Genomic DNA, 17,277 nt, shown 5'->3' on the forward strand with positions numbered 1-17,277 from the left:
ACAACTCCCCCTATACATTGTTAGAATTTAAAAAATCTCTACTGTTTATTTGCATCTTACAAGATTTAACTTTTTCTCCATTTACATTGATTATGCAAGCACCACATATTCCTTCACCGCAACATATTAAGTTATTGTTTGATATAGCAAATTTTATATCTTTGCTGTATTCATCTACAATATCCATAATATATTTATTAAATCTATTGCCTCCAGCTGAATACACTAGGCTTATATCATTTCTTTTTATATAGTCTAATAAGAAGTCTTTATTTTCATTTATATCAGTTATATATACATTTATTCCTAATTTTTCTAACTTATCTACTACTTCATCTAATATATCTGCTTGGTTATTTATAAACACTTCTACCTTGTTATTATTCTCTATAAGTCTTTTGACTACATTTATAGAGTTTACTAAAGATAATCCATTGCCTATTACAACTACATTTTCTCCGGATGTAGATTTTATTTCTTTAATCCCAAATATTCCATTAAAATACGGTCCTTTTACTCTTATTTTTTTAAAGTTTATTATATTTTTAGTCTTTACTCCTACTGGCTTTATGATTATTTCTAGTATGTTTTCTTTATCATCCACATCCATAACAGATATAGGCGTGTTAAATATATCTCTATCCTTGTCTATCCCCTTAATAAGCATGTAAGCGCCTGGGCTTTTTAAATCTATTATGATATTTTTAGGAACTTGTATTTTTATAAGGTATACATTATCCTTAATTTCTTTTATATCTTTTATATCACAGATATATTCTTCTCTTTGTTTAATTTTTGAATTCTCGCTATGCTTAAGTTCATTATAAATACATACTCCTTGCCATGAACAACTTGAGCATTTTTCTCCTCTTATAAGAGGACATTTTATACAATCCCCTGAGTAAGCAAGATGACACGGGCAATACTTGCTCCCAGCATCTGCACATATTTTCCCACTACCCTTTTTCAATATATTCACATCCTTAAATTGTTTATTTTTTAATGTCTTGAATAGTATATTATCAATTTATTATTTTAATTTTTTTTTGTTACACTACCACAAATTAATACAAATTTTATTACTTCTATTTTTGTAGCCTCAAAATATACTTTAGTATATATAAAATTTTTGGATATGCCGTATACTTGATTTTATTAAATTTATCTTAGGAGAGTTATTTATGAATGGAGATTTCATTTTTTCTAAAGAACATCTAACTATACTTTTATTATTTTCAATATTTCTATATGTTTGTCCAAAGCTTACTAAAAATTTATTACCTTATAGTTATATTGTTGAGAAAGTAATATGTGCACTTATTATATTAGAAATAGTATCTGAACAAGTTTCATTAATATCTATGGGAGGCTATGATACATTAAATTCACTACCTATTGGACCAGGTCGATTTTGTTCTTATATTTGCATAGCAATTTTATATTTTAAAAGATATCAATTGTTTAATGTATTTTTTTCATGGAGTTTGGTTTGTTCTATAGGTGAGATAATATTTTTTAAAAGTATTCCTTATAGGTTTCCAAATATACTTTATTTCTTACTTATATTTTCTAAAATGATATTAGTATATGCTAATGTATATCTAATAGAAGTTAGAAAATTTAAGGTAAGCTCTAGTGCTATTAAAGATAATTTAATTACTTGTATAATATATTTTTCATTTTTATTTTTCTTAAATATTTTTACAAACTTTAATTTTAATCGTGATTTTTCCAATTTTAATATTTTAAATATCATTGTATTTATAATTTCAACTAATATAGTATATATACCAGTACTTTTATTTGATAAATTTAATTTTAATATTAAAAGGTAAATTTTTAAACCTATTAATATATATTATTTTCATGAGTTATCAATAGATTTATGCTTAAGATAATTTAATTGCATGTAAAAAAATGCTCGCTAATTTAGCGAGCAAATATACTTTTATTTCCTAATAATAAATGTAAGAAGAAAATAAAAATCTTAGGTTATTTTCATTATAACATAATTTGGTATGATTTTTTATTTTATTTTATAATAATTCCTTAAATATAACGCTTGATTCAACCATACAGTTGTATAACCTTTCTTTTTTATCTTCATCTAACTTTTCTATTCTATGACCTATTACATCTAGTAAATGGTCTACTTCAGCTTTGATTAAAACATGCCCTTTTTCAGTTATACAGTAGAAAGTATTTCTTCTATCCTTTGGATCTTCTTCTCTGTACACATATCCTTGTTCCACCAATTTGTTTAATAATATACATAAACTAGAAGTTGATACATATAAATCTTTACTTAAATTTTTAAGCTCGATTTTTTTATGCATATTTATTCTGCTTAATGTAACAAATTGCCTCTCTGTTAAAACACTATCATGTTGCACCCTCTCCGCACTTATAAGCTTTACTAAGTTAGCAAAGTCATTCATACTGTCCACCATTAATGTAGAAATTTCTCTGTTGTTCATAGCTCTTCACCTCGAAATTTTGCTCTATACACCCTATAATACCCTCTACATTAGTTAGTATTTTAACTATACACTTTATTATACTACACAATTTTAATATTTACCAATTAAATTATTTGCTTTCAAAGTATTTGCTAAAATAAAGCTATCTATAATTTATTTATTTTAAACTCTAGATAGCCCTAATTTACTTACTATTAGCATTGTTTTTTGTTTAAATCATCCTTCTTAGATAACTTTTGAATTTTTTCTATAACCTTTGGTGTAACTGCTAATATATTGTCTACCATATTTATATTGTTATCTAAGCTCATAAGTCTTGTTTCACCATCTTCAACTACTACAAATGCTACGGGTTGTATAGATATGGCTCCTGCACTTCCTCCTGCAAAGTTTGTTTCATTGTCCCATTCTACTTTTGAAATTCTATTTTCTTTATGTGGACCTCTAGAGTAATCTCCTCCACCTATACCAAATCCTATTGTTATTTTTGATATAGGTACAACAACTGTTGTATCTGTTTTTATAGGGTCTCCTATTACTGTATTTGCATCTATTGAGCCTTTAATAGTTTCAAATGTTGTCTCCATAAGACTTTTTATTGAGTTTGTCGATTTCAATATTACCACCATTCCTTTTACCTTTATTAATTTTAATGTAAATTTTATATATAGCAATCGATATTATTATTATATCTTTTATTGTCGGTTTTATTTCTATCTTTGAATCACAATTTATAAAGTTTTTAGTAAAATCTGGTTTTACATTTAAATATACCTTATTAGAGTTTATAATGTTTATTATGCTAGAATAAATAAAATTTATAAGTACATATATAAAACTTGTAAAAGGTATATTTTCACTGCCGAAATTTATATCTATATATATTTCTTCTATCTTAACTCTTTTTAGTAACCCAAATACTACTTTTATTTCTTTTAAATTTGAATTGTATATGCTTCTATTTCTTTTAATTTCTCCCTTCTTAGTTTTGGTACATTTTTTATTAGTTGGATAAAGTGGTATATTTATATTTATTATATTAAAGAAATACTTTATCCTTAAATCTACCCTTATATGTTCATTCTTTACTTTAGAAATGATTAATATATGTAACTTTGAGTTAAATAGTATTAGTAATAATACTATTACTATACAAATAATTAATAACACACTGTATCTCATAGTTTTATTATTTCTAAATATTGAATATATATACAAAAAAATACAGATATTAATTTAAATATAAAGTTATATAAGCAGTAATTTCATATACTTTTATATAGAATTTTAATATCTTGTATTATATTTTAAATTACGTATATCCTATTTTATAAATACAACAAATGAAAGGATGTATTCTATGAATAAACCAATTAACCAAAATGCAAAACAAGCTTTAAATATGCTTAAAATGGAAATTGCTAATGAACAAGGATTTAACTACAATGAAGTTAGTGATAAAATTGAAAGTAATGCCCCTCAAAACACACTAGAAGGGATATCTAAGAATGTTCTTGCTGGAGAGCTAGTTGGAGGAGCTATGACTAAATCATTAGTTACTAAAGGCGAAGAAATACTTTTAAAGATGTATAAAGAAAAGTAAGTTTTTTATTAAAATTAATATAATTAAAAAAATTCGCTTCGCTCATATCGCCAACGACTTTGTCCGTTGCTTAAAATATTATTTTTTACATTTTCAAAGCTATTGAAATATCTTACCTTTATGAGTTATCAATAGTTTTATACTTAATATAATTATCTTGAATGTAAAAAATCCAATAGGATAAACCTATTGGATTTCTTTTTCTTCATTTAATGGTGGTAAATCATCTAAGCTTTCTATGCTTAGTAATTTTAAAAACTCATCAGTAGTTTTATATATTATAGGTTTCCCTATTTTTTCTAACCTTCCAGCTTCTTTTATAAGTTCATTTTCAAGTAAAACAGATATTGCTCTATCACATTTTACTCCTCTTATATTTTCTACTTCAACCTTTGTTATAGGTTGTTTGTAGGCTATTATAGTTAGTGTTTCAAGAGTTGCCTGACTTAGTGTTTTCTTTTTTTTTGGTTCTAATAATTTTTTTATAAATCCTGCATACTCTTTGTTAGTAGTCATTTGGTATTTATTTTCTAATTTTATTATTTGTATACCTCTATTGTTTTCCTTATACTCTTCTATTAAAGAGTTTAACATTAACTCTATCTCTTTGCTTGATAGCTCTTCATTTATTATACTATTTAGCTCACCAATACTTATAGGTTCTGAGTAAGCAAACATTATAGCTTCTATAATATTTTTAATATCTTCACGTCTCATTTTATCACTCCGAGCTTTTCTTTATTATTATGTCATCAAAGAATAAGTCTTGTTCTACTATTACTTCTTTTCCTTTTATCATTTCTAATATAGATAAAAATGTTGCTATAACTTCATCTTTATCACAAGACTCTATTATCTTTGTAAATCTTACTTCTTTTTCTACTTCTATTATACTTCTTATAAAAGATATCTTTTCTTCAACAGGTATTATTCTACCTCTTACTATTTTGTCTAATCTTTTATCTTCTACTTTTTCATCTTCAACAGATTTTACTTTAAGTATTAAAGGAAGTATATTTTTTATAGCCTCTATAGATATATCTTCTAATTCTACTTTTTCATCTGTTATTATTTCTTCTTTTTTTCTAAAGAATAATTCATCTATATAAGTTATGTTATCTTTTATAGAATCTGTTGCTAGCTTGAACTTTTTATATTCTTCTAATTGTTCTACTAATTCAAGTCTAGGGTCAACACTTTCTTCATCTTCTTTTTGTTTATATAATAAATACTTAGATTTTATTTGAAGTAACTTAGATGCCATTGTTATAAATTCACTAGTTACCTCTAAGTCCATTTTCTCTAGCATTTTTATATAATTTATGTATTGTTTTGTTATTTCTATTATTGATATGTCCTTTATATCTATCTTTTGCTTAGATATCATATCATATAATAAATCTAGTGGTCCATCATAAACCTGTAAATGTATATTATACTTCATGGATTACCTCTTAAATTATGCAAATAAAAATACTATGTTAATTATTATATCTCTTATTGGTTCTACAAATATACCAACTAATCCTGTAAATATTAAAACTAAAAATATTATACTACTCATATTTTCATATCTATAAACATATTCATTGTATTTATATGGTATAAATGTTGATACTATTCCCCATCCATCAAGTGGAGGTAGAGGAAGTAAGTTAAATGCAGCAAAACCTACATTATATATCATAGTCATAGAAGCTATTAAATTAATAGCATACATATTTATATACTTATTTATAAGCACACATATTATAGCAGTTATAATGTTTGCTATAGCTCCTGAAAATGAAACTAACACATTTCCTATCTTGTAGTTTTTAAAATTATTTGGATTAACAGGAACAGGTTTTGCCCAACCTATTTTAAATATAATCATCATTAAAAGCCCAATAGGGTCTATATGCTTAGCTGGATTTATAGTCATTCTTCCATACATCTTAGCTGTATCATCCCCCAGTAAGTGTGCCGAATACGCATGACCAAACTCATGAACGCTTATAGCAACAGCAATTGCAACTACCGTTGACAATATATAATCTAAATTCATTTTTTCATCTCCTATATTTAGTTTTAATTTTATTATATCAAGTAATTAATTCATAATCAAAACTTTTGTATAATCAGATACTTATATGTTAACCACTAATCTATTACATTAAAAGGCAGCTACTAATTATTTATTAATAGCTGCCTTTTTAATTTATATATTATTTATAATGTGGTGTAAGTGGTGTTAATACTTCACAACCATCTTCTGTAACTAATATCATATCTTCTATATTAAATCCACCAAATCCAGATATATAACATGGTGTTTCTATACAAAGTATCATACCAACTTCTAGCTTTCTTTTTTCGCTTAATGATATAAATGGTGACTCTGCCGTTTGAGGTCCCATACTTATACTATGTCCTAGATGACCTCTTTCATAGAACTTATACTTTTCTTTTACATAATTAAATCCTATTGAGAATAATTCATCAAAACCAAGTCCTGGTTTAACTGAATCTATCATAAGCCTTTGAGCTTCAACTAATCTTTGCTTTAACTCACTAAGTACTGGGTGAGCATCTCCAACTATCCAACTTCTAGAAAAATCTGTTGTATAAAAGTTAGTGTCTCCATTTACCCCCCCGTCGAATTTTACTACATCTCCATTTTTTATTATCCTATCAGTAGATCGACAAAGTCTTCCTGAATTTTCACCTGCACAAAATGATGACCATCCACTTGGGAAGCATATTCCTGATTCCATTACCTTTTTACAGTATATATCAAACAGTTCTCTTTCACTTACTCCCTCTTTAACAAACTGACTTGTATGTAAAAGTGCCTCATCAGCTACTCTAGCTAACTTTCTAAAGTATTCTATTTCATCATCTTCTTTAACACTTCTAGCTTCTATAAATAAATTAGAAACATTTACAAAATCCACATTAGGAAGAGCTCTCTTTAAAGAATCAAAATATGTTGCTGATATAAAATCAAGTTCTATACCTACTTTTTTATCTTCAAGATTTAATTCTTTTATACTTTCAACTACTACATCTAATGAAGTTACAAAAGTTTTATTAGATACAACTTCTTTATTAGCTAAAACTTCTTCAAAAGTTTTTCCCCCAACCCATGTACTATATTTTTTAACTATACAGTCCATATAATCAGAAAATGCTTCACTTTCAAAATCCATTCCTATAGCTATAGCCCTACTTTCTTCTTTGTTATCTAATACACTTACAGCAAAATGTGCTTGTCTAGATACTGTATGTTGATGTGAAGAATAAGCTGTTATATAAGTAAAATTTTCCGGAGAGTTTACTATAACTCCATCAATATTATTTTCTCTTAATAATCTCTTTATTTTTTGAACTTTAGGTTTCATATTCACTATCTCCTAATTTATATTATGCTCCATAAAATAATGGTGATCCTGGTCCTATTGGTAAACCAAATGTATACCAAACTATAAATAATAACGTCCATCCTATTAAAAATGCTATTGAGTATGGTAACATTGTTGTTATTAATGTACCAACCCCAGCTTTTTTCTCATACTTTTGACAAAAGGCCACTATAAGTGCAAAGAATGGCATAAGTGGTGCTATAACATTAGTACATGAATCTCCTATTCTAAATACTAATTGAGTAAGCTCTGGTGATAATCCTATTTGCATAAACATAGGAACAAATATTGGAGCCATTAAAACCCATTTAGCAGAGTCAACAGCTATTATTATATTTAAAAGAGCTGTTAAAACTATAAAGCATATTATAAGTGGTAATCCTACAAAGCCTGTATTTTCTAAGAAATGTGCTCCATTAACTGACATTATAGTTCCAAGCTTTGAATAGTCAAAGAACTTTATAAATTGTCCTGCAAAGAATACTAAAACTAAAAATCCTGCTATACTAGTTACACCTTTTATCATTAACTCTATAACATCTTTATCATTTTTTATAACCTTAGCTCCTATTCCATAGAATATTCCAGGTACCAAAAATAAACATGCCATTATAGGTATAATACTACTCATAAATGGTGAAGTTAATATTGAACCAGTTTCTGGGTCTCTAAGTACTCCATTTTGAGGAAGTACTAATAATCCTATAAATGCTATATAAACTATTAATGATAATACTCCCCACTTCATACCTCTTTTTTCAAGGTCTGTTATATCTTCAACTACTGCGTCTTCATCTGATACATATTTTCCAAGTCTTGGCTCTACTATTTTTTCTGTTACAAATGTTCCTACTGCTACTATTAAGAAAGTTGATGCTATCATAAAGTACCAGTTAGCTGTTGGTTGAACAAAGTATTCTGGATTTATCATATTTGCAGCTTCTGTTGATATACCTGCAAACATTGGGTCATTTGTACCTATAAGTAAGTTTGCACTCCATCCTCCAGATACTCCTGCAAATGCTGCTGCCATACCTGCGATTGGATGTCTTTTAAAACTCATAAATATTATTGCTCCTAATGGAACTAATACAACATATCCAGTAGATGATGCTACATTTGACATTATTCCCAAGAATATTATCATAGCTGTAACCATCTTCTTTGGTGTAACTTTTGCTACTTTTCTTAAGGCTGCTGATAAAAATCCTGTTCCTTCTGCAACTCCAACACATAGTATTATTACAAATACTGGTCCTAGTGCAAAAAAGCTAGTAAAGTTTGATACTATAGAAGTAAACATATATCTAATACCATCTGGTGATAGTAAACTTTCTGCTACAACTTGAGTTTCAACTATAGCTCCAGTTGCTTGGTCATAAGCATCATAACTTACAGAAAGACCCATACTACTTGCAATAGCTGATCCTAATATTACAACTGCTGTTAATATTATAAATATTGTCGCTGGATGAGGTAGCGAATTACCTACTCTTTCAACTGTGTCTAAAGATCTTAAAAGAAAGCTCTTTTTTGACTTTGCCTGTGCTTTAATTTCCATAATAAACCCCCGTATTATAAAATTTTATTTAAAACAATGTATAAAACCCTTTTCCTTTTGAGCAAAATTATTATTAGTTATATAAATCATTAACTCTTAGATAAATTTATTTTCAAGAGATTATAACTAAACTAGCTATAATCCCTTATTTTAAAACCTATACTCCCCTATAAGTTTTTCTTATCTACTGCTTCTTTTAATTGATTCATAGCTTTTTCTAATAACTTTCTAGAACAAGCTACATTTAATCTCATATAGCCTTCTCCACCTATTCCAAAACTTCTTCCATCATTTAATCCAAGTCTAGCTTCATTTGTAAAGAAATCAACTAATTTATCTCCCTCTAGCCCTAAATCCTTACAATCTAGCCACATTAAATATGTACAGTCTGGAGTATTTGGCTTTATTTGTGGTATATGTTCTTTACAGAAGTTATTTATAAACTCAACATTACCTTCTAAGTAAGTTAATAATTGCTCTAACCATTCTTCACCATGAGCATAAGCTGCCATATTTGCCACTACACTAAATGCATTGTTTCTTTTAGAATCCAACTTTCCTTGTACATCTTCATATATCTTTTTCATTTCTAAGTTAGGAAATACTGTAGTTGATACTTGAAGACCTGCTAAATTAAAAGTCTTTGTAGCTGACATACAAGTTATAGTATTCTTTTTAAAGTTTTCATTTATAGATGCCATTGGTATATGCTTGTTATTAAATAATATTAAGTCTGAATGTATTTCATCAGATATAACCATAACATTGTTTTCTAAACATAAATTACCAAGTTTAGTTAGTTCTTCTCTACTCCAAACTCTCCCAACTGGGTTATGAGGATTACAAACTATTAAAAACTTAGCCCCATCTTTAAGCTTCTTTTCTAAGTCTTCAAAGTCCATTTGATAATCTCCATCTACTAGCTTTAAAGGATTGTATACTAATTCTCCTCCCCAATCTTTTACAGCTGTAAAGAATTCCGAATATACTGGTGGTTGAACTATAACCTTATCACCTTCATTTAAAAACTCTCTCATAAAATGACACATCATTGGCATTACTCCTGTAGCATGTGCCATATACTTTGTATCAACATCCCAATTATTTCTCTTTAATTGCCACTCTCTTACTAATTCAAAGTATCTTTCTGGTCTTGATACATATCCAAACATCCCTTGATTAGCTCTTCCTATTATTGCATCTATTATAGGCTGTGCTGTTTTTAAATCCATATCAGCAATCCAAAGAGGTATTATATCATCTCTCCCAAATTTATTTTTAGCCTCATCATACTTTGCTGAAAAATTGTTACTACGATCCATTATTTCATCGAAATTATATATCATATTACTCCTCCAAATTGTCCCCTAATTAAAATTATATTGTGTAACTATAGGCTTTCTATTTTTAGTCTTATCATTAAAATATTCATATAAGCATATACCTAAAAAGCTTCCAGCTATATTATATACATTTTCAAATCCTAACTGCTTAAGTGCTAATACTGCATTATAACTTCTTTGTGCACTTCTACAGTGTACATATAATGTTTTATCCTTTGGTATTTCATCTAATCTATCTCTTAATTGACTTAAAGGTATGTTTTTAGCCCCTACTACATGACCTAATTCAAATTCATTTTCTTCTCTAACATCTATTATATATTCCCCATTTTCTACTAGCTCTCTAACCTTTGTAACAGGTACTTGCTTAAATGTATTGTTAAGTAAATTAGATGCTACATATCCAGCATGGTTTACTACATCCTTTGCAGTTGAAAATGTTGGTGCATAACATAACTCTAAATCTTTTAAATCTTCTACAGTTGCACCAAATTTTATAAGAGTTGCTATAACATCTATTCTTTTGTCTACACTTCCTTTACCTATAGCTTGTGCTCCTAGTATTTTTCCTGTTGGTACTTCAAATATTAATTTAAAGTGCATTGGACTTGCTCCTGGCATTAATCCAACTTTATCTGAAGGTATAACCCTTGCAACTTCATAGTCTATATTAATGTCTAATTCCTTTATCATATTTTCATTAAGACCAGTAGATGCTCCATTTAAATCAAATACTTTTATAACTGAAGAACCTATAAATCCAGTATTTCTAACTTGAATATTGTTTATATGATCTGCAACAGCTCTTGCTTGTTTTTGAGCAGGCCCTGCAAGTGGCAATCTAGTCTTTCTATGAGTTAAAGCGTTATATACTTCTATTGCATCCCCTACTGCATATATGTCTTTATCATTTGTACAGTAATTATGGTCTACCTTTATAGATCCATTTTCACCTATATCTAACCCTGCTTGTTTAGCTAACTTATTATCAGGAGTAACTCCTATAGCCATAATAACTACGTCTGACTTTATTTTTCTTCCTGAATTTAAAACAGTATGTCCATCTTCAAATGCTACTACCTTATCTTCTAATATTAAGTTAACTCCTTTATCATCTAACTCTTTATGAAGTATTTGTACCATATCATAGTCAAATGGCTTCATTATTTGCTTAGATGCTTCTATTAATGTTACATCATATCCAGCTTCTCTAAGATTTTCAGTAACTTCAACTCCTATAAATCCTCCACCTATTACAGTTACTTTATTTTCATATGACTTATTAGCAAAATATTTTAATTTTGCTATATCAACAACATTTCTAACTGTAAATACATTTATATTTTCAATTCCAGGTATATTAGGTACTATTGGATTTGCACCAGGAGATAATATTAATTTATCGTAACTTTCTTCATATTCTTTATTATTTATTAAATCTTTAACTTTAATTTTTTTATTTGTTCTATCTATATCTATAACTTCATTATTTATTCTTGCATCTATTCTATATTGATTAAAGAACTTATCTGGTTGCATAAGAACTAAAGACTCTGCATCCTCTATAACTTCACTTAAGTGATATGGTAAACAGCAATTTGAGAAAGATACATGTGGCCCTTTTTCAAACATTATTATTTTATCATTTTCATTAAGTCTTCTAAGCCTAGCAGCAGCTGAAGCTCCACCTGCAACTCCACCTACTATTAAAATTTTCCTACTCAATTTCTTCACCTCTTTGAAATATTTTTTATAATATTAATTACTCGTTAATTTTATATCAAGTTCATATTTAAATATTAACATAGTTTTTATATCATTTTATATAAGTATTTGTTATATATGATAACGTTTTGTTATATAATGTATTTATTGTAAGAATTAATTATCATTTATTTGAAAAACTTTTAGGAGAGTGTTTATGAATCTTATACATTTACGTTCGTTTTACAATACTGTTAAATTTAAAAGTATATCTAAAGCTGCTAAGATGCTTCACTTAAGTCAGCCTGGTCTTAGTATGCAAATCCAAAGTCTTGAAAATACTCTTGGAGTATGTCTATTAAATAGAGGACGTCGAGGCGTTGAACTTACTGAAGAAGGTAAGATAGTTTATGATTATGCAGATGCTATATTAGCACTTGAAGATAATATACATCTTTCTTTAAAAAAACTTGAAGAAAGAAATACTGATTTAAATATAGGTTCATGTAGGAGTATGGGGGACTATGCCCTTCCTTGTACTTTATATACTTTTAAACAAATATACAGTGATATAAATATATCCATGCATATAGATAGTACTTTTTCAATTATAAAAAAAATACAAGATATGACCCTAAACTTAGGAATAATTCAAGAATCATCTGTTCCTAATGACTTAGAATGTGTATCTATACTTTCTGATGAACTTGTTTTAGTTGCAAGTCCAGATTCTACTTATAATAAAATATCTATAGATGATATTTATAATATACCAATAGTAATGAGAGAAGATTCATCTGCTACTAGGCTTAATTTAGAGAATATACTTAGAAAAAATGGTTTAGATGTTGATAAACTAAATATAATATTTTCATTTAATTCCCCTGAAGCAATAAAACAATCTGTAGTTTCTGGTAGAGGACTTTCTTTTGTTCCTAAAATTACAATTAGACAAGAACTTAGAAATCAAACTCTAAAAAAAGTTGATGTAAAAGAATTAGATACTAAATTTAATTATTATATATCTTATAGAAAAAATCATAAATTCAGTAAATCAGAAGAAATTTTTATGAAATTTATAACATCTAAATCTAGATGTTTTTGTTATTAGTAAAAATAGGTGCCTTATTCTAACTATAAAAGTTGTTTAAGGCACCTATTTTTTAAAACATGTTTTCTATAACCCTTTGTAGCATTTTCATATATCCAGCTTTATTTATATCTTTATTATTTACTAAGTCCACTTTCCCTATAGACTTTTTATTTTGATATATTTCCATCTGTCCAAGTACACTTCCCTTTTTGATAGGAAGTTTTAGGTTTTCATTTAACTTAACTTTTCTTTCAAAGTTTTTATTTCCACCCTTTTTGATTAAAAGGCTTAAATCATCTTTTGCAACTAATTCTATATTTTCATCTTCAGCTTTATCTATCTTTATGTTTGCTATTTTATCATCTTTTGTACAAAGATTAACACTTTCATAATTTGCAAATCCATAGTTTAGTAAGTTAGAAGAATCTTTAAATCTTTCTGGTGAAGTTTCTGCACATAATGTTACTGCTATTAAATGAGTATTTCCTCTTTTAGCTGATGCAGATAAACAATATTTTGCCTGTTGTGTAAATCCTGTTTTAACACCTGTTGTACCTTGATAGTGTTTTACCATCTTATTAGTATTAGCAAGTCCTACTTCTACCTTTTTCTTTCCTACTACAACCTTGTCCATCCAAGTTGTAAGGTACTTACTTATAGCTTCATGCTTTAATAGCTCTCTAGACATTAAAGCTATATCATAAGCAGTAGTGTAGTGATTATCAACTGGAAGACCATTAGTGTTTACAAAGTTAGTATCCTTCATACCTAATTCTTTAGCCTTTTTATTCATCATATCTACAAAGCCTTCTACACTTCCTCCAATATGTTCTCCCATAGCTACACAAGCGTCATTTGCTGATGCTACTGCTATACCTTTTATTAACGTATCTACATCTTGTACTTCTCCAGCTTCTAAAAATATCTGACTTCCACCCATACTAGATGCATTTTCACTTATTTGCACTTCATCTGTTAATTTTAGCTTACCACTTTCTAGTGCTTCCATACATAAAAGCATAGTCATTACTTTTGTTACACTAGCTGGTGGCAACTTTTCATGTGCTTGTTTTTCATATAAAACTTTTCCGCTACCTACATCCATAAGTACTGCGGATTTTGAGGATACATTTATGTTTCCCGTATCATTTGCAAAACTTGTATTAATAGGTATAATAGCCATTATAAATGCAACTAATATACTAGCTAGCTTTTTCATATTATACACCTCTTATGCTTAAGTTATATTAATTTTGATTATTTAATTTGTTAGAAAAATAAGTCTTATGTTCTTCTACTCTTTTTAAATGATTAGCTAAAACTTCATTTACATGTGCATTTTCTATTATTTCAAATGCATCATCATAAGTCATCCCGTAATCAGCTGCAACTTCCATTTTTAGTTGCTTTAGAGCTTTTTTTGCATTTTGCTTGCTCATATTTTTACCTCCTATTAGTAAATTTCTATATGTTTTTATCTTTTACTAATATAAGGTATTTATGATTGTTATTTTTTGTAATAAAAAAAGGACTTAACTTTAAGTCCTTTTTAGTAATTTATTATTTCTTCTTCTATTTCAAACATTAATGCATCAGTATTATCTTCTATAAAGTTTATTATTTTTTCTTTTATTTAATCACACATACTAAATTCTAAACTTATACTACATATTCCTATTGATATTATCTGATGAACATCTTGATTATCTACTTCTATAATAGATACATTAAAATTATTTTGTAGTTTTTTTATTATACTTTTTACTATCATTCTTTTTTCCTTAAGGGAATGAACCCAATTTGCTCTTAAACTTATTTTTAAGACTAGTATCTTCATATATTATTTTCTCCTTAGTGAGTCTATGAAATTTATTAATAGTATTTCTATTTATAATCCTTTTCAACACTTTTAGCAAGTATTTTATTTATATCATCCATCATAGATTTAAATTTTTGCTCACTATTTAAGTAGTTATATAATTTTTTATTATTAGATACCTTTTTTCCTACAGATTCTAATTTCATAATGACTTTTTTATCTACCTCTTGGTTTCTTAGTACATATCCTTGTGCTTTAATTTGAATATCTTGATATTCCTTTAAAAGTTTTTCACAAGATTTATCTTTTTTTACTTCATTCATATTTTTTCTAAAGTCTTTATATTCCTTACTATTTCTTATTTCATTTGCTAATTTCATAGCGCTATCTTTTACTGACATAGTTTCCCCCCATAAAAAAAGATTGAATATAATAAATTATATTCAATCTTTTCTAATTATACCTCCATTATTATAGGAAGTATCATAGGATTTCTCTTTGTTCTTTGGTATAAATATTCTTTTAAGTTTTCTTTTATACTATTTTTTAAATAAGCCCACTCTTTAATATTTTTATCTTCGCAGTCTCTTAATACATCTTTTATAACATTTTTAGCTCCATCCATTAAATCTTCAGACTCTCTTACATATACAAATCCTCTAGATATTATGTCTGGTCCTGCTAATACTCTTCCTTCTTCTTTAGATATAGTAACTACAACTATCATAAGTCCATCTTCTGATAAATGCTTTCTATCTCTTAAAACAATGTTTCCTACATCTCCCACACCTAATCCATCAACTAATACATTTCCTGTTTGTATAGTTCCTGTTACCTTAGCTGAATTTCTATCTATTTCTAAAACATCTCCTGTTTTATTTACAAATATATTTTGACTAGGCATACCTAATTCTTCTGCTAGTTCTGCATGTTTTTTAAGCATTCTATACTCACCATGTGCTGGCATGAAAAACTTAGGTCTAGCTAATCTATGGATTAACTTTAATTCTTCTTGCTTAGCATGTCCTGATACGTGTATGTCTACTTCGTCATACACAACTTCTGCACCTTTTTCAAATAAGCAGTTTATTACTTTAGATATTAATTTCTCATTTCCTGGTATTGGATGAGCTGATATTATTATAAAATCTCCATTTCTTATTTCCACTTTCTTATGATCAGAACTTGCCATTCTAGCAAGAGCTGACATTGGCTCTCCTTGAGAACCTGTAGTTATTATAACTACTTCACTATCTTCATATCTGTGAAGATCGTTTAGATCTATTAGCATATTTTCAGGTACGTCTAAATATCCTAATTCACTAGCAACGCCTACTACATTTACCATAGATCTTCCTGAAACTGCAACTTTTCTTCCAAATCTTTCTGCTGCATTTATTATTTGTTGCAATCTGTGTATATTAGATGCAAATGTTGCAACTATTATTCTATTATTTTCAGCTTTTCTAAATAAATCATATAATCCTAATCCTACTGTCTTTTCAGATAATGTAGATCCTGGTCTTTCAGCATTAGTACTATCAGCTAACATTAAAAGTATACCTTTTTTACTTAGCTCACATATTCTATGCATATCCATTACATCCCCATCAATAGGTGTTAAGTCTATTTTAAAGTCACCTGTATGATATATTATTCCTTGATCTGTATGAACAGCTATAGAACAAGCATCCGGTATACTGTGATTATTTCTTATGAATTCAACATCCATATGATCTAACTTTATTATTTGTCTTGGTGTAGTAACGTTTAACTTAACGTTATTTAACTTATGTTCCTTTAACTTAACTTGTATAAGACCTATGCTTAACTTAGAACCGTACACAGGTACATTAATTTTTTTAAGTATATAAGGAAGCGCTCCTATGTGGTCTTCATGTCCATGTGTGATGAATATACCCTTTATTTTATCTCTGTTTTTGATTAAATAAGTTATATCTGGTATAACTATATCTACCCCTAACATATCATCATCTGGAAAACTTAACCCCGCATCTATAACAATTATTTCATCTTTGTATTCGATAACTGTCATGTTTTTGCCGACTTCGTTAAGACCGCCTAGTGCCATTACTTTTATCTTATTGGCGCTTTTTTTGAACAACTGCATCATCTCCTCTATGTCTATTCAGTTTTTATTAAAATTTCAACACGTTCTAAAATTTTAAATAATATCGATTCACGCACTCTTTACCAGTTATTATCATTGTACCATAATTTCATCAATAAATTAAGTAGTATTTGAAATA

19 protein-coding genes are annotated in these 17,277 nt (G+C 27.8%); 3 read left to right on the plus strand and 16 right to left on the minus strand.

Going from position 1 to position 17,277, the window contains the following annotated elements; all coding sequences use genetic code 11:
* Positions 1-10: 10 nt before the first annotated feature.
* Positions 11-970 (minus strand): hypothetical protein, encoded by a 960-nt coding sequence (locus tag I2H23_RS06190; RefSeq protein WP_207741702.1) that lies wholly within the window; start codon positions 968-970, stop codon positions 11-13.
* 211 nt (positions 971-1,181) lie between these two features.
* Here I2H23_RS06190 and I2H23_RS06195 point away from each other — a divergent pair, with 211 nt between their 5' ends.
* Entirely contained in the window at positions 1,182-1,835 is a 654-nt protein-coding gene (locus I2H23_RS06195; protein WP_092924661.1) for a TMEM164 family acyltransferase, read from the plus strand.
* 201 nt (positions 1,836-2,036) lie between these two features.
* Here the strand turns inward: I2H23_RS06195 and I2H23_RS06200 are convergent, their stop codons facing one another.
* From I2H23_RS06200 to I2H23_RS06210, 3 genes are all read right to left on the minus strand, one after another.
* Complete coding sequence (locus tag I2H23_RS06200) at positions 2,037-2,477, minus strand: MarR family winged helix-turn-helix transcriptional regulator (RefSeq protein ID WP_092924659.1); 441 nt, start codon at positions 2,475-2,477, stop codon at positions 2,037-2,039.
* 197 nt (positions 2,478-2,674) lie between these two features.
* The gene (locus I2H23_RS06205; RefSeq protein WP_242977251.1) at positions 2,675-3,067 is read right to left on the minus strand and encodes a spore germination protein GerW family protein; all 393 of its coding nucleotides are present in this window, start codon (positions 3,065-3,067) and stop codon (positions 2,675-2,677) included.
* Entirely contained in the window at positions 3,051-3,650 is a 600-nt protein-coding gene (locus tag I2H23_RS06210; protein WP_195237298.1) for a DUF2953 domain-containing protein, read from the minus strand. The genes I2H23_RS06205 and I2H23_RS06210 overlap by 17 nt, the downstream gene beginning before the upstream one ends.
* A gap of 190 nt (positions 3,651-3,840) precedes the next feature.
* Between I2H23_RS06210 and I2H23_RS06215 the strand changes: the two genes are divergently transcribed.
* Complete coding sequence (locus tag I2H23_RS06215) at positions 3,841-4,083, plus strand: small, acid-soluble spore protein, alpha/beta type (protein WP_240275646.1); 243 nt, start codon at positions 3,841-3,843, stop codon at positions 4,081-4,083.
* Positions 4,084-4,269: 186 nt separating this feature from the next.
* On the opposite strand, the gene scpB is transcribed toward I2H23_RS06215, so the two are convergent.
* From scpB to I2H23_RS06250, 7 genes are all read right to left on the minus strand, one after another.
* Positions 4,270-4,800: an SMC-Scp complex subunit ScpB gene (scpB, locus tag I2H23_RS06220; protein ID WP_092924653.1), complete on the minus strand. Its 531-nt coding sequence runs from the start codon at positions 4,798-4,800 to the stop codon at positions 4,270-4,272.
* A gap of 4 nt (positions 4,801-4,804) precedes the next feature.
* Positions 4,805-5,527 carry a segregation and condensation protein A gene (locus I2H23_RS06225; protein WP_092924651.1) on the minus strand — a complete coding sequence of 241 codons (723 nt, stop codon included), beginning with the start codon at positions 5,525-5,527 and terminating at the stop codon, positions 4,805-4,807.
* 15 nt (positions 5,528-5,542) lie between these two features.
* Positions 5,543-6,130, minus strand: coding sequence for a site-2 protease family protein (locus I2H23_RS06230; protein WP_092924649.1), 588 nt, complete (start codon positions 6,128-6,130; stop codon positions 5,543-5,545).
* Between the two features lie 160 nt (positions 6,131-6,290).
* Complete coding sequence (locus I2H23_RS06235; RefSeq protein ID WP_195237294.1) at positions 6,291-7,466, minus strand: M24 family metallopeptidase; 1,176 nt, start codon at positions 7,464-7,466, stop codon at positions 6,291-6,293.
* Positions 7,467-7,488: 22 nt separating this feature from the next.
* On the minus strand, positions 7,489-9,048 hold the full coding sequence (locus tag I2H23_RS06240; RefSeq protein ID WP_092924639.1) for an AbgT family transporter: 1,560 nt from the start codon (positions 9,046-9,048) through the stop codon (positions 7,489-7,491).
* Positions 9,049-9,215: 167 nt separating this feature from the next.
* Positions 9,216-10,394: a MalY/PatB family protein gene (locus I2H23_RS06245; protein ID WP_166505810.1), complete on the minus strand. Its 1,179-nt coding sequence runs from the start codon at positions 10,392-10,394 to the stop codon at positions 9,216-9,218.
* 21 nt (positions 10,395-10,415) lie between these two features.
* Positions 10,416-12,116: an FAD-dependent oxidoreductase gene (locus I2H23_RS06250; RefSeq protein ID WP_195581335.1), complete on the minus strand. Its 1,701-nt coding sequence runs from the start codon at positions 12,114-12,116 to the stop codon at positions 10,416-10,418.
* Positions 12,117-12,312: 196 nt separating this feature from the next.
* Between I2H23_RS06250 and I2H23_RS06255 the strand changes: the two genes are divergently transcribed.
* The gene (locus I2H23_RS06255; RefSeq protein ID WP_166505812.1) at positions 12,313-13,206 is read left to right on the plus strand and encodes a LysR family transcriptional regulator; all 894 of its coding nucleotides are present in this window, start codon (positions 12,313-12,315) and stop codon (positions 13,204-13,206) included.
* Between the two features lie 52 nt (positions 13,207-13,258).
* On the opposite strand, the gene I2H23_RS06260 is transcribed toward I2H23_RS06255, so the two are convergent.
* The 5 genes from I2H23_RS06260 to I2H23_RS06280 form a co-directional block, all read right to left on the minus strand.
* The gene (locus I2H23_RS06260) at positions 13,259-14,407 is read right to left on the minus strand and encodes a D-alanyl-D-alanine carboxypeptidase family protein (protein WP_195581336.1); all 1,149 of its coding nucleotides are present in this window, start codon (positions 14,405-14,407) and stop codon (positions 13,259-13,261) included.
* Positions 14,408-14,435: 28 nt separating this feature from the next.
* On the minus strand, positions 14,436-14,627 hold the full coding sequence (locus tag I2H23_RS06265; protein WP_092924629.1) for a CD1290 family small acid-soluble spore protein: 192 nt from the start codon (positions 14,625-14,627) through the stop codon (positions 14,436-14,438).
* Between the two features lie 194 nt (positions 14,628-14,821).
* Positions 14,822-15,025 carry a DUF503 domain-containing protein gene (locus tag I2H23_RS06270; RefSeq protein WP_330615395.1) on the minus strand — a complete coding sequence of 68 codons (204 nt, stop codon included), beginning with the start codon at positions 15,023-15,025 and terminating at the stop codon, positions 14,822-14,824.
* 47 nt (positions 15,026-15,072) lie between these two features.
* Positions 15,073-15,408, minus strand: coding sequence for a YlbF family regulator (locus tag I2H23_RS06275; protein WP_092924625.1), 336 nt, complete (start codon positions 15,406-15,408; stop codon positions 15,073-15,075).
* A 56-nt stretch (positions 15,409-15,464) separates the two neighbouring features.
* Entirely contained in the window at positions 15,465-17,138 is a 1,674-nt protein-coding gene (locus I2H23_RS06280) for a ribonuclease J (RefSeq protein WP_092924623.1), read from the minus strand.
* Positions 17,139-17,277: the final 139 nt, after the last annotated feature.

This window comes from Romboutsia sp. BSD2780061687b_171204_C1 (genome assembly GCF_015560225.1).
In the GTDB taxonomy this organism is placed as follows: Bacteria; Bacillota; Clostridia; order Peptostreptococcales; family Peptostreptococcaceae; genus Romboutsia_C; species Romboutsia_C hominis.

Excerpts from the sequence above, each read along its gene's own strand:
- I2H23_RS06195 (WP_092924661.1), top strand. The coding sequence starts at position 1,182 with ATGAATGGAGATTTCATTTTTTCTAAAGAACATCTAACTATACTTTTA.
- I2H23_RS06200 (WP_092924659.1), bottom strand. The coding sequence starts at position 2,477 with ATGAACAACAGAGAAATTTCTACATTAATGGTGGACAGTATGAATGAC.
- I2H23_RS06205 (WP_242977251.1), bottom strand. The coding sequence starts at position 3,067 with ATGGAGACAACATTTGAAACTATTAAAGGCTCAATAGATGCAAATACA.
- I2H23_RS06215 (WP_240275646.1), top strand. The coding sequence starts at position 3,841 with ATGAATAAACCAATTAACCAAAATGCAAAACAAGCTTTAAATATGCTT.
- scpB (WP_092924653.1), bottom strand. The coding sequence starts at position 4,800 with ATGAGACGTGAAGATATTAAAAATATTATAGAAGCTATAATGTTTGCT.
- I2H23_RS06225 (WP_092924651.1), bottom strand. The coding sequence starts at position 5,527 with ATGAAGTATAATATACATTTACAGGTTTATGATGGACCACTAGATTTA.
- I2H23_RS06230 (WP_092924649.1), bottom strand. The coding sequence starts at position 6,130 with ATGAATTTAGATTATATATTGTCAACGGTAGTTGCAATTGCTGTTGCT.
- I2H23_RS06235 (WP_195237294.1), bottom strand. The coding sequence starts at position 7,466 with ATGAAACCTAAAGTTCAAAAAATAAAGAGATTATTAAGAGAAAATAAT.
- I2H23_RS06240 (WP_092924639.1), bottom strand. The coding sequence starts at position 9,048 with ATGGAAATTAAAGCACAGGCAAAGTCAAAAAAGAGCTTTCTTTTAAGA.
- I2H23_RS06245 (WP_166505810.1), bottom strand. The coding sequence starts at position 10,394 with ATGATATATAATTTCGATGAAATAATGGATCGTAGTAACAATTTTTCA.
- I2H23_RS06255 (WP_166505812.1), top strand. The coding sequence starts at position 12,313 with ATGAATCTTATACATTTACGTTCGTTTTACAATACTGTTAAATTTAAA.
- I2H23_RS06260 (WP_195581336.1), bottom strand. The coding sequence starts at position 14,407 with ATGAAAAAGCTAGCTAGTATATTAGTTGCATTTATAATGGCTATTATA.
- I2H23_RS06265 (WP_092924629.1), bottom strand. The coding sequence starts at position 14,627 with ATGAGCAAGCAAAATGCAAAAAAAGCTCTAAAGCAACTAAAAATGGAA.
- I2H23_RS06270 (WP_330615395.1), bottom strand. The coding sequence starts at position 15,025 with ATGAAGATACTAGTCTTAAAAATAAGTTTAAGAGCAAATTGGGTTCAT.
- I2H23_RS06275 (WP_092924625.1), bottom strand. The coding sequence starts at position 15,408 with ATGTCAGTAAAAGATAGCGCTATGAAATTAGCAAATGAAATAAGAAAT.
- I2H23_RS06280 (WP_092924623.1), bottom strand. The coding sequence starts at position 17,138 with ATGCAGTTGTTCAAAAAAAGCGCCAATAAGATAAAAGTAATGGCACTA.